Origin of the sequence: Streptomyces chattanoogensis, assembly GCF_001294335.1 — a bacterium.
Lineage (GTDB): Bacteria > Actinomycetota > Actinomycetes > Streptomycetales > Streptomycetaceae > Streptomyces > Streptomyces chattanoogensis.
Genome location: NZ_LGKG01000197.1, coordinates 1 through 12180, shown reverse-complemented (window position 1 = coordinate 12180; position 12180 = coordinate 1). Strand labels below are relative to the sequence as shown.

General features: G+C 71.1%; 9 protein-coding genes and 1 pseudogene. 3 read left to right on the top strand and 7 right to left on the bottom strand.

Translation table 11 applies throughout. The features are described 5' to 3' along the window. The first annotated feature begins 372 nt into the window (after positions 1-372). Positions 373-906: a GNAT family N-acetyltransferase gene (locus ADL29_RS38330; protein WP_053928100.1), complete on the top strand. Its 534-nt coding sequence runs from the start codon at positions 373-375 to the stop codon at positions 904-906. On the opposite strand, the gene ADL29_RS38325 is transcribed toward ADL29_RS38330, so the two are convergent. From ADL29_RS38325 to ADL29_RS38315, 3 genes and pseudogenes are all read right to left on the bottom strand, one after another. Continuing rightward, the gene (locus ADL29_RS38325) at positions 903-2003 is read right to left on the bottom strand and encodes a hypothetical protein (protein ID WP_053928099.1); all 1101 of its coding nucleotides are present in this window, start codon (positions 2001-2003) and stop codon (positions 903-905) included. The genes ADL29_RS38330 and ADL29_RS38325 overlap by 4 nt on opposite strands. 47 nt (positions 2004-2050) lie before the next feature. Continuing rightward, a pseudogene (gene pulA / locus ADL29_RS38320) lies at positions 2051-4648 on the bottom strand (pullulanase-type alpha-1,6-glucosidase); the annotation flags it as partial. 267 nt (positions 4649-4915) lie between these two features. Continuing rightward, the gene (locus ADL29_RS38315) at positions 4916-5389 is read right to left on the bottom strand and encodes an ATP-binding protein (RefSeq protein ID WP_053928098.1); all 474 of its coding nucleotides are present in this window, start codon (positions 5387-5389) and stop codon (positions 4916-4918) included. A 156-nt stretch (positions 5390-5545) separates the two neighbouring features. Between ADL29_RS38315 and ADL29_RS38310 the strand changes: the two genes are divergently transcribed. Both ADL29_RS38310 and ADL29_RS38305 read left to right on the top strand, forming a co-directional pair. Beyond that, positions 5546-6388, top strand: a complete 843-nt coding sequence (locus ADL29_RS38310; RefSeq protein WP_053928097.1) for a helix-turn-helix domain-containing protein — start codon at positions 5546-5548, stop codon at positions 6386-6388. Beyond that, on the top strand, positions 6385-6648 hold the full coding sequence (locus ADL29_RS38305) for a DUF397 domain-containing protein (protein ID WP_053928096.1): 264 nt from the start codon (positions 6385-6387) through the stop codon (positions 6646-6648). Before ADL29_RS38310 ends, ADL29_RS38305 begins: the two co-directional genes overlap by 4 nt. On the opposite strand, the gene ADL29_RS38300 is transcribed toward ADL29_RS38305, so the two are convergent. The 4 genes from ADL29_RS38300 to ADL29_RS38285 form a co-directional block, all read right to left on the bottom strand. After that, the gene (locus ADL29_RS38300; protein ID WP_053928095.1) at positions 6617-9088 is read right to left on the bottom strand and encodes a hypothetical protein; all 2472 of its coding nucleotides are present in this window, start codon (positions 9086-9088) and stop codon (positions 6617-6619) included. The genes ADL29_RS38305 and ADL29_RS38300 overlap by 32 nt on opposite strands. A gap of 22 nt (positions 9089-9110) precedes the next feature. Further along, positions 9111-10262 carry a hypothetical protein gene (locus ADL29_RS38295; protein WP_053928094.1) on the bottom strand — a complete coding sequence of 384 codons (1152 nt, stop codon included), beginning with the start codon at positions 10260-10262 and terminating at the stop codon, positions 9111-9113. Positions 10263-10404: 142 nt separating this feature from the next. After that, entirely contained in the window at positions 10405-11529 is a 1125-nt protein-coding gene (locus ADL29_RS38290) for a LacI family DNA-binding transcriptional regulator (RefSeq protein ID WP_053928093.1), read from the bottom strand. Next, positions 11514-12180 (bottom strand): alpha-amylase family glycosyl hydrolase (locus tag ADL29_RS38285; protein WP_157878680.1); only part of this gene is annotated, 667 nt, incomplete at its 5' end. The genes ADL29_RS38285 and ADL29_RS38290, both read right to left, overlap by 16 nt.

Sequence of the window (12180 nt, the reverse complement as noted above, 5' to 3'; positions counted from 1 at the left end):
CTGCGCTTTGCCTGGGCCGACGTGTCGGGCTTTCCCACCGTTGCGCCTGCGGCGGGCTGGTTGCCGCTGCGCGGGGCTGTCCGGCAGCGGCACCGGGCTCACACGGCTCCGCCGCTACAGCCCGGCACCTCCCCGTTGAGGGTGGGAGAAGACCCGTGGGGGTGGACGTAAGCCCGTACGTGCGCGCAGTGGGAGTGGGACGCTCGCCCCCACCGGCCTCCTCACCCCCACCGTCGGGAGGGGACAGACCGCAGGACGGAGTCCGGAGGGCCGGCACCGCGGCCGACAACCAACCCCCGCCCGCCGCAGGCGCACCAGAGAAACCCCCACGGCGGGACGGCCAACAACGTACGGCCCAAGCAACAATGGCCCATGGACATGATCACTTACCGCCTCGCCGACGACGCCCGCGACGTGCCCGCGCTGGTCGCCCTGTACGACGGCGCCGCCCGCTGGATGCTGGAGAACGGCATAGAGCAGTGGAAGCCGGGCCAGAAGGACGAGGCGCATTTCCGGCGCCGGATAGTGGAGCGGGAGACGGGGGAGGTCTGGCTCGCGGAGACGGCCGGGCGGGTTGTCGGCGGGTTCGAGCTGTGGTGGGAGGACGTGCCCGCGTGGGGCGAACAGCCGCCGGTCGCCGGGTATGTGCACCGCCTGATGGTGGACCGCGCCCACGCCCCGGCAGGCACCGGGCGGGCGATGCTGGCGCAGGCCGAGCGGCGGATCGCGGAGGCGGGGCGGGAGTGGTCCCGGCTGGACTGCATGACCGGCAATCCCCGGCTCCGCCCGTATTACGAGGGCGCGGGTTACACCGTCGTCGGGGAGCAGCCGTTCAAGGAGGGCGCGGGCGGCAGCAAGTACTCCGTCACCCTCCTCGAGAAGCGGCTGGTTCCGGCGGGCCGCTAGCGGGCTCGGGCGCGGAGTGCCTGGCGGTAGTCGTCGACGGCCTCCCCGACCCCCTCCAGGGAGGACACCAGGCCGCCGGGCTTGCGATGTCGCACGAGGGTGCGCAGTTCGTAGGCGGGAGAGCATTCCCCGGCGAACGCGTCCGGGGCGTTGGAACGGATCACCGGCTCGTTGGTGAACACCGGTGAGCCGTCGTCGGAGTGCCGGTACGTCCAGCGGCACGGCCAGAGCCGCAGCGCGGTCTCCCCGACGTACCTGACCGCGCCCTCGAAGAACTCGTCCCGGGGCGCGGCCGGGCCGTCGAAGCGCTCCAGCACCAGCCGTTCCAGCGCGGAGAGGGAGTCCCGCGAGTGGTCGAAGGGGAAGCCGTCGGGCAGATGGGCCGTCCGCCACCGTTCCAGTGCGGTGTCCATGGGGGCCAGCCACTCGTCGAGACGCCGGCGGGACTCCTCGCTCGCATGCAGGCGGTCGTCCTCCCTGTACCAGTCGGACGTCTCGGGTTCCGCCGTGGGCAGGCGGTTGCGGACCCGGTTGGCGGCCGCGTCCGCCATCGGCAGGCCGTACTCCTCCAGGGCCGCGGCCTGGCCGGGCGTCAGCAGGAGCCATTGCGCATCGCAGGGGTCCTCGTCCAGCTGGTAGAAGCACCGCGGATCGTCGTCCCCGGGCACGAGATCGCCGATGCCCTCCGCAATGGCCCCGAGGTCCATGTAGCGCGCGCTGACCGTCGTGTGTTCCACGCGCCACCACATCGACCGGCCGTTGCGCCGGAAGTGGAGGATGTCGTCCCCGTCCCCGTCCTCCAGCAGCTCGACGTCATCGACCACGACCGAGCCGCCGGAGCACGCCGCCGCGCGGTGCAGGAGGCCCGCATACGCGTCCTCCCGGTCGCCCACCGACTTTTCGGGCACCACAAAGCCGGTGTCGCAGTAGTCGAGGAGGAAGGTCAGCTCGTCGGTGTCGTCGTATTCCTCGTCGAGGTCCATGCCGAGGCGGGTGACCTCGGCCAGGGCGGCGGTGGCCTCCTCCTGCGTCACCACCCCGATACGGACCAGTGTCTCCGCGAATCCCCGCACGGTGCGCGGTATCTCGTTCCCCATACCGGAACCCTCACATATTCCAGCCGCCCTGACTCCCGGTTCTCCCGCTAGCGGCCCGTGCCGCGGGTGAAGACGGCGACCGTGCGCGCCGGGACGGTGAAGGTGCCCGAAGTGGTCTGATACGAGGCCGACTTGACGGTCGGGTCGGATCCGTGGGCCTGGAGGGGGTGGAGTGTGTACGGTGTGCCCGCGGTGGCGGGGAGGTGCTGGGTCCGGCGGTGCGGGGTGGCGTTGAAGACCACGACGAGGCGGCCGAGGCGCATGGTGATGACGCCGGGGGTCTCGTCCGTACCGGAGAGCGGGAAGGAGAGCGCGGACTGGACGTCGGCGGTGGTGGGGAGGGCGAAGGCCGGTTCGGTGGCGTGGATGCGGAGGAGGTCGCGGTAGGCGGCGGAGGTGGCGGCCGTCGTGGCGCAGCCGGGGCGCAGGGCCGGGTCGGCGAGGAGGGGTTTCGCGTAGGGCCACTTGTCCTTGTTGTCGGCGGCCGGGGGCAGGCCGCGCCCGAAGCCGTTTCCGTTTCCGTCCCCGCTCCCGCTCCCGCTGCCGTCCGTGCAGTTCCAGTGGAGGGCGTTGAACCAGTCGCCGCTGTCGAAGGAGTTGCGGTCCAGCGACTTGGAACGGAGCAGGTCGGTGCCCGCCTGGGAGAGGGCCGGGCCCTGGGAGAGGGCGGCGGTGGCCAGGGCGACGACCTGCATACGGGCGCGGTCGGCGGGCCGGGTGCCCGGCGGGAGCTTGTAGGCGAGGGCGTCGTAGAGGGTTTCGTTGTCGTGGGCGTCGGCGTAGGCGAGGGCATCGCCGGGCGCGGCGGCGTAACCGGCCGGGGCGCCGTTGTAGTCGACGTCCGAGCCCTTGACGCGACGGCCCGCGGTGTCCGTGAAGGTGTAGTCCGCCAGGTTGCCGGTCAGGCCGAGCTTGATGAGGTCCTGGTAGTGGAGGAGGCGGGAGCGCTGGGCGGCCGGATCCCCGTTGACGGGTGAGGAGTTGGGGTCGGTGAAGAGGCCGGAGGCGAAGCCCTGGACGCGGGGGTCCTGGTCGAAGGGGCCGCCGCCGCGGACCGCGTCGCGGGCGCGGTCGCTGAAGGTGGCGATGCCGGTGCCGGCCATGTTGCGCTGGGTGGCCTGGACGAAACGGGCGTCGTCGGCCGCCTCGCCGAAGTTCCAGCCCTCCCCGTAGAGGATGACCGATTTCCCGTCCACACCGTCGCGGGCCGGGGTCAGGGCGTCGAGGGCCTTGCGTACGGCCAGGATGTTGGCCTTGGGGTGGTGGCCCATGAGGTCGAAGCGGAAGCCGTCGATCTTGTACTGCTTGGCCCAGGTGACGACGGAGTCGACCACCAGCTTGCCCATCATGGTGTGCTCGGGCGCGGTACCGGAGCAGCAGGTGGAGGTGGCGACGCTGCCGTCGTCGAGGAGCCGGTGGTAGTAGCCGGGGACGATCCGGTCGAGGACCGACTTCGGGTCCTGCCCGGCGGCGGCGGTGTGGTTGTAGACGACGTCCATGACGGTGCGCAGGCCCGCCCCGTTCAGCCCCTGCACCATGCGCCGGAATTCGATCGTCCGGCGCGGCCCGTCCGGGTCGGAGGCGTACGAGCCCTCGGGGACGGTGTAGTGCAGCGGGTCATAGCCCCAGTTGTACGCGTCATGGGCGGCCGTTTTGCCGACGCATTCCTGCTGCCGGCCGGAGTCGGCGGGCAGGTCGGCGAGGCCGCAGCCGGGTTGCTGCGCGGGGTCCTGCTGGTCGGTGCGGCGCTCGGGGACGGTGGCCCCGTCGAAGGCCGGCAGCAGATGAACGGAGGAAGTGCCGGACCGTGCAAGGGATTTCAGATGCCGCATGCCGTCCGAGTGGCCGTCGGTGAAGGCCAGGTACTGGCCGGGGTGGCGGGAGGTGCGGTCGGCGACCGAGAAGTCGCGGATGTGCAGCTCCTGGATGCGGGCCTTGCGCAAGGGGACGGCAGCGGGCTTCTTCAGGTGCGACCAGCCCTTGGGGGCCAGGCGGGGGTCCGCAAGGTCCACCACAAGGCTGCGGGCCGAGTTTGCGGTCAGCGCGGTGGAGTACGGGTCGGTCACCTTGTTGGTGACGAACTTACCAACGCTCGGCGCCCACACCCTTACGACGTACCGGTACGGCTTGCCGGTCCAGGACGGCTCCCCTTGCGCGCGCCAGACACCGGTCGCGTCGTCGCGCCGCATCGGCACCGTACGGCCGTCCAGTTCGAGCGCGACGGTACGGGCGGTGGGCGCCCAGACGGAGAGCGCGGGACGGCCACCGCCGTCGAACGCCGGCCCCAGACGGGAATGTTGGGCCGCCCGCCCGTACAGGTCGTCCAGCACGCCGGGTATCTGGACGCCGGTGGTGGCGGGCGCCGCGGTCGCGTCCGATGCGGTCGCGTCCGATGCGCGTTGCTGGGTGGCGATCAGCCGGTTGCGCACGGCATTACGGGCGAGGCCGCGGTCGCGCGGGTCGACGGTGAAGGCGGGAAAGTTCTGCAGGTGGGGGTAGGCGGCCCGCTCGGCCGGGGTGAGGGTGCCGGGCGTCAGACGGATGCGGTGCGCCGCGCCCCCTTCACCGAACTCCAGCTGTGCGGCGGTGCGTTCGGCGCCCTTCCACACCACGGTGTCGCGGTCGATCCACTGCGCCTCGGCCTTGGCCGGGCCGGACGGGGAGGCGTGCGCCTGCTGCTGCGGGGGCGTGACGAGCAGGGCCGCCGCGCCGAGGGCGAGGGCGGCGGCCAGGCGCCGGCGCGGCCGGGTCCGGCGGTTCGGGGAGGGCTGGAGAGGCCTGGAGAGGGACATGGGTCCTGGTTCTAACCCCGTTGATTCCTCACTGCAAGACCTTACGCAAGACATTGCAAGAGTGTTAAGTTCTTGTCATAGCCGGTCCGGCCGACCGGAGGCCCGCAACCAACCCGGGCCCTACGCGCCCGGCCGGCCGGACCGGCCTCCAAGCAGCAGTTCGGCAACCACGCCCTTCCCGACCGGCGGCCGCTCCTCGACCCGCCAGCAGGAGGCGAGCGCGGCGACGAGGGCGAGCCCCCGCCCCGATTCGCTTTCAGGAGCCGGGAGTTCGACCGCGCCGGGCTCCGGCGGACGCAGCTCCGTACGGGTGTCGGCGACCACGATCCGCAGGACGCCGGGCCGGGCCGAATCCGGCAGCCGGGTGAGCCGCAGCTCGAAGTCCCGGCCCGGTACGCGGCCGTGGGTGGCGGCGTTGGCGGCCAGCTCACCGACGATCAGGGCGACGGATTCGGAGACCTCGCCCCCGTACGGGAAGCCCCAGACGTCGAGTTGATGGACGGCGAGGTACCGGGCGCGCCGCGCGCCTCTGGGGGTCGAGCTGAAGCGCTGGCAGAACATACGTACGGTGACGGTGGACTGTGAGGCGTGCATGGGCCCAACGTCGGGCTTCGCGCCGGGCGTGACCAGGGAGGCGACTCGTACAAACGAAAGAGTACGAGCGGCAAGGGTGGACGCGGAGAGTAACCGGCCGTAAGCATGGGCGCGTTGCGGGGACCGGCACAAGCGACCCCCGAGGGGGGACCCGATATGACAGCTGACACCAACGACCAGAGCGGCAGGAAGAAGCCCGAACGCTCCGACAGTCTCCGGACCTTCGGCGCCGTTTATCAAGGGTTCCGCGAGTACCGGGGATTCACCCAGGAGTCCCTGGCCCCGGAGATCCGCTACTCACCGGACTACATCGGCTCCGTGGAACAGGGCCGCATGCTTCCGTCGAAGACGTTCGTCGACCGTTCCGAGGAGGTGCTCGACGCCCTCGGGGTGCTGCGGAAGGCGGCCAAGGGCCTGTCGAAGAAGCCCGGGCTTGCCGCGTGGTTCCAGGCGTGGGCGGGGCTGGAGGAGAACGCGATCACTCTGTACACGTACGAATGCCGCCTGATTCCCGGGTTGTTGCAGACGGAGGCGTATGCGCGGGCGTTGTTCAAAAGCCATCTTCCGCCACTGACCGATGACGCGATCGAGACCCGGTGGGCAGCCCGGGCAGAGCGCCAGCAACTGCTCACGGGGCGCCCCAACACCGCGTACAGCTTCATCCTCGAAGAGCACGCCTTCCTGCGGCGCACAGGAGGGGCGAGTGTCACCCGCGAACTCATCGACCACATTCTCAAGATCGCCGAACAGCGGAACGTAGAGCTTCAGGTCATGCCGCTGGTGCGGGAGGCGCACTCCGGGTTGCACGGCCCTATGCAGTTGCTGGAAACGCCCGAGAACCAATGGTTCGCCTACTGCGAAGGACAGGAGAGCGGAGACCTCATCGCCGCCTCAAATGTGGTGAGCATGCTCCAGATGCGGTATGCCAGGATGCGCGCACAGGCTCTTTCCCTTGATGACTCCGTGAGCCTGTTGCAGCGGATGCGAGGAGAGCTATGAGCACCCCCGAGCTGGCCTGGTTCAAGAGCAGCTACAGCAGCGCCTCCGGCGACGACTGCGTAGAAGTCGCCCTGTCCTGGCGCAAGTCGAGCTACAGCAGCAGCAGTTCGGGCGACTGCGTCGAGGTGGCCACCTGCCCCACCACCATCCACATCCGCGACTCCAAGGACAAGGCCGGCCCGCAGCTCACGGTGCCGGCCGAGTCCTGGGCGGCGTTCGTGGCCGACGTCAGCCGGCGACGGCGCCCGACGTGGCCATGAGCTCGGGGATCGTCCCGTGGAACTCCGGCAGCAGCCGCAGGGCCACGGCCCAGGCCTCGACGTTCGAGCCGAGGTGTTCCCGGGCCAGCTTCCGGGCCTCGGCAAGGGCCGGCGTCCAGACACGAGCGTCGAGCCGCACGTAGCGATCGGACGGGTAAGCGACAACGGCTGCAGCGGGATGGGCGCACTGCACCAGGTCCCCGGAAGGGAGCGATCCCCTTCCGAGGGCGGAGCCGACCCACCACTCATCGCTGGTCAGGTTCACATCGGCCAGGCAGGCCAGGAGCAGGGGCCGAGGGCAGTCGTGCGTGTCCACGAGCGCGCGTAGGAGGGCCGTCGGGAGAGGATCCTCGGCGTGGGCCCGTATCAGCCCGTCCCAGGGCAGCTCGGTGCCCTCGGCGACGATCCTGCGGATGCGGTCGGCATACACGGCAGGCTCATCGGTGTTGCGGACGTTGCGCAGGAGTGCCACCACCCGGGCCGGGTCCTCCTCCGCGGCGAGCCGTTCGCGTAGTGTCTTCAGGCCCTCGGGGGCGTCCAGGGCATCGAGGACGGCCCGCTGGGTGCGGGCGGGCCAGGAGCGCTTGTTGTGGCGGAAGCGGGCCGGGGTCAGAAGCTCGCGGACGGCGTCCGGGCCCTGCCGCTCCCACAGCGCGATCACCAGGCGCAGCCGGCCGGCCTCCGTGTACAGCCTGAGCCGGTCCAGTACGACATCGAGCACCTTGGTGTCACCGGAGGTGATACCCGCCGTGAGCCAGTCGCGGTCCGAGCTGAGGTGGAGGTTTCTCAGAGACCCGATCAGCCCGTCGTGCACGGGGACCACTCCGCCACCCCGTCCCACGCCCGCCAGGATCCGTACCCGCTCCTTCTGACCGAGTCGGTAGTCCTCGAACAGCTGGGCATTGATGAGCGGGTCGTCGCGGTCGAGGAGCCCGTCGATCACGTCCTTGACCAGGACAATCCGGGATGCGTGAGCCGCCAGCTCCGTGCCGTGGACGGCGACGACCTCGGCGCAGACGCGCGGAGACGGCTTGCCGAGGGCGAACAGATGCTGAACGGCCCGCATGTCCAGATGCGGTACGAGCGCGAGCTGCGCCTTCTCCGTCGCACAGCCGAAGAGCTCCAGAAAGATCCGGCGGGCACCCTCGGGATTCTCCTTCCCCGGCTCCCCGGGGCCCAGCGGATCGGGCCACGCGGTGATGCGCTTGGCCGCAGCCGAAGCGCACACCTTGGCGATCAGTTCGGCGGCGGGGCCCTGGAAGCGGCGCAGGCGCTTGTAGAGGGTCAGCCAGGCGGTGGGGTCGTCCCCGAGCGGAGCGACCAGCTCGGCGACGGCCTGACGGGTCGGCTCGTGGTCGTACTCCAGGGCGCCCAGCACCTTGCGGGCGGGCGCCGCCTCGGCGAGCACGCGGTCGAGGGGCAGCCATCCTTCGGAGACGCCGCGGCGGATCAGGGCATCGACGTCGAAGCGCTCCTCGCGGGCTTCGGCACCGAGCAGTACCTCCACGGGCAGCCGCGCGGCGTGCTGCGCCGTCTGCTGCGGCTTGCTGCGGAACATCTCCAGGAGCAGGTCGTCGGGGCAGTCGGGCCACTTGCTCAGAGCCATCAGCTTTCCGGTGCGGAACGGACTCCGCTCGTGCTCGCGCCGTACCAGATCCCAGTCCAGGGGGACATGGACCGGCATACGGCCCATGTCTCCGCCCGCGTGCCTGCCCACATCCCGGCCCATGTCTCCGCGTATCCGCAGCAGCACGGACACCGCCGCCAGGTCGGTCCACTCCCCCGGCGCGCGATGGCCGCGGAGCAGCGCGGCCGGGTCGGGGGCGGTGGCGGCCTCGTGCAGCAGGGCGAGGAGACCGGGATGGGCGGGCCTGTCGAGGGTGCCGGCCAGGTCGGCGAGGGCCTGGGGACCGCCGTGCGCGAGCAGGACCTCGCAGGCGTCCAGCACCACCGGCAGCGGCAGATTCGACACATGCAGCCGCACGGCATGCGCGACGACTTCCGGGAACGGGCCCTTCAGAGCGGGCCCGAGCATGCTCTTCCCCTCCTCCCCCAGCAGCATCTCGACGAGCCCGCCCGGCGCGTACCAGTCGGGGTCGGCCGGGTCGGCGGCGGCGAGGACGGCGGCCTGGACACCGGGCTCCGCCTGCACATGCCCGCGCCGGTACATCTCACGTCCGAGCCCCGGGTCGCCGAACCCGGCAATCCGCAGCAGGGTCGCCGTATCGCAGACGCCCGGCCGGGAGTTGCCCACCAGGGCGGCGCACAGCTCCCGGTCGCCGGAGGCGACCACGGCCTCCACCAGCCGGCCAGGCAGCTCCTTGCCCTTGCCCAGCAACGGGCGGACCTCGGCCCGCAGCCGCGTGAGCAGCGGGCCGGCGAGGGACGGTTCGGCCAGCTGAAAGGCCGTCTTGAGCGCTGTCTGGACCTGGGAGTTCATCTGCCGCCTCGGTTCAACGGGGTTACGTGTCAGACATGGTGGCAGGGAGGTCTGACAATCCCGGTCCGGCCGACCAGCGGTACAGGGTGTCCCACTCCGCGGTCACCCAGGTTCCGTCACCGAGGAGCCACACGTGGTCGACGTCGCGCATCGGGTACGCGATCCGGCCGTGGAGTCCGCCGGTCGCCGGGTCAGCCAGCCAGTGGCTGTGCTCCTCCCAGACGTCCTCGCCGAACATGAAGACCCGGGCCTCGTTGTAGGAGTTGTGCAGGGTCACCATGGCGGTGTCGGCGTCGACATAGCCACCCCCGTAGGGGTAGATCCACCGGTGGTGGTCGTGAACCGAGCTGTCTCCTGTGCCGGGCGGGGGGAAATCACTCAACCGCAGTTCCGCCGCCACCTCACAGGACGGGTACCGGTGCCAGCGGACGTCCCGGCCGCGTCCGTCGATGGTCATCATCCCGGTGCCCGACGGGCTCCACTCCACTGGTTCCCGGCCGCGCAGTGCCGACGCGTATCCGGCAGGCATCGTCGCCCGCTTCTCGCGCACCCGCTCCCCGAGGACGATATGGCCGCAGACCAGCGACGCCTGATACTCCGCCGGTTTCGCCGGAGCACCGTCTGCGGTACCACCCCTTGCGTAAACGCCCGTCAGATACCCCTCGGATCCCCACACCAGCTCGACGCACCGGTCGTTCCCGCCGCACGGGAGGATGCTGCGCGCCAGCTCGTTCCCCGCGGTGTCCAGCGCGACGAACAGGGACTTGTCGGCCGCGCCCGACGGCAGTCGCAGCAGCGTCTGCGTTTCCCGGTACGGTCCCGCCATCGCGAAGCCGACATGACCCCACGGCGTCGCGTACCAGCCGCCGAGAGGGTGGTGCCACATCCGGTTGCCGTCCCGGTCGACGGCTGTGTACGAGGTCTCTCCCTGGAACACCACGAAGGACAGGTCCGGAGCGAGCCAGTCGTTCATCTCCCGCCAGTTCGAGGAGGGCCTGGGGAACGTGGCGCGCAATTCCGCGTCCTCGCCCAGCTCGTACACCCGCAGCGAGTCCGGCCCCTGGAGCACCAGCCGCGGAACCGGCCCGCTCGGGTCGAACCACCCTCCTCCCGACAACAGATCCCGGACCCCCGGGATCCGATACTCCGCCACCAGGCGAGGAGTGATCGTCACAGCTCTTCCCTACTCGCTCTTCCCTACTCGCTCTTGCCCACCCGTTCCGGCAACCGGTCGCCGAATGCCCGGTTGCCGGAACGATCGTCCCAGCGGGCCCGCCGCCGGCACCACGGGGGTGCCGGCGCACTCAGGTTCCGCACTACGGCAGGCGGGCCGGCCCCGTGGAACCGCGTACGACCAGCTCCGGCTGAAAGACGAACTCGGTACGCTGCACCGGATTCCGTACGGGATGTGATGCTGGACTCCCTACCGGACTCCGTACGGGACCTCGTACGGGATTCCCCTGGATCTCCTCGATCAGCGCGCCGACCGCGGCGGTCACCATCGCCTGCACCGGCTGGCGCACGGTGGTCAGCGGCGGGTCGGTGAAGGCGATGAGCTGCGAGTCGTCGAAGCCGACGACGGAGAGGTCGGCGGGGACGTCGAGGCCCCGTTGGCGGGCCGCGCGGACGACGCCGAGCGCCATCAGGTCGCTGCCGCAGACGATGCCCGTACAGCCGTCGTCCAGGAGGGCGGCGGCGGCCGCGTGGCCGCCCTCGACGCTGAACAGGGTGTGCCGGATGCGCCGTTCGGCCTGCCCCCTCGACAGGCCGAACGACTCCTCCAGCGCCGCCGCGAAACCCTCGGCCTTGCGGCGCGAGGGCACATAGCGGGCGGGTCCCACGGCGAGGCCGATGCGTACGTGTCCCAGCGCGGCCAGGTGGCGTACGGCCATACGGGCCGCGGCGCCGTCGTCGGGTGAGACGAAGGGCGCGTCGATGCGGTCGTTGTAGCCGTTGATCAGGACGTACGGGACTCCTCGCGAGGTCAGGCGGGTGTAGCGGGACGGGTCGGCGGAGGTGTCGGCATGCAGGCCGGAGAGGAAGACGATGCCGGTGACACCGCGTTCCTCTAACTGCTCGACGAGCTCGTCCTCCGTGGCGCCGCCGGGTGTCTGGGTGCACAGGACCGGGGTGTAGCCGTGGCCGGCCAGGGACTGTTCGAGGATCTGGGCGAAGGCCGGGAAGATCGGGTTGGTGAGTTCGGGGATGACCAGGCCGACCAGGCCCGCGCTGCGGCGCTTGAGGCGTACCGGGCGTTCGTAGCCGAGCACATCGAGGGCGGCGAGCACGCGTTGGCGGGTGCCCGCCGCGACGCCCGCCTTGCCGTTCAGGACGCGGCTGGCGGTGGCCTCGCTGACCCGCGCCTGGGCGGCGATGTCGGCCAGGCGCGGGGTGGGCCGGGGTGTCGGCAGGGGTGTCGGCAGGGTCACTCCTCCCACCAGATCGTGGTGTCAGCCGCGATCACAAAGCCGCATGCAACCGAATCGTCACTCTCGGTGTTCTCCAAGTAAGAAGGAGCCGCGGGAGAGGGAGACAGGAGAGACGGGGGCAGCGGAGACGAGGACGAGGAAGACGAGGAAGACGAGGAAGGCACGGACGCCGGAGCCAGGGACGAGGCAGCCGGCGACGAGGGCGGCAGCGATGAGGCCGGCCGCGACGAGACGAGCATCCGGCCGGGGCGCTCCGGCAGCGTCACCGGCGCGCCGGTGGTGTTGGCCGTGCAGACGAGGCCGCCGGGGCGCCGGAAGGCCAGGACCCCGTCGGGGGCGTCGAGCCATTCCACCGCGTCGCCCGCGCCGAGGCCGGGGTGGGTGCGGCGCAGGCCGAGGGCGGTGCGGTAGAGCTCCAGGGTGGAGTCGGGGTCGCCGGTCTGTGCCTCGACGGTGAGCGGGGCCCAGTCGGCGGGCTGCGGCAGCCAGCTGCCGCCGGGCCCGAAGCCGTACGGGGGCTCCGCACCGCTCCAGGGGAGGGGTACGCGGCAGCCGTCGCGGAGCCCGTCCTGGCCGTTGGCGCGGAAGAAGGAGGGGTCCTGGCGGACGTCGTCGGGCAGGTCGGTGACTTCGGGAAGGCCCAGTTCCTCGCCCTGGTAGAGG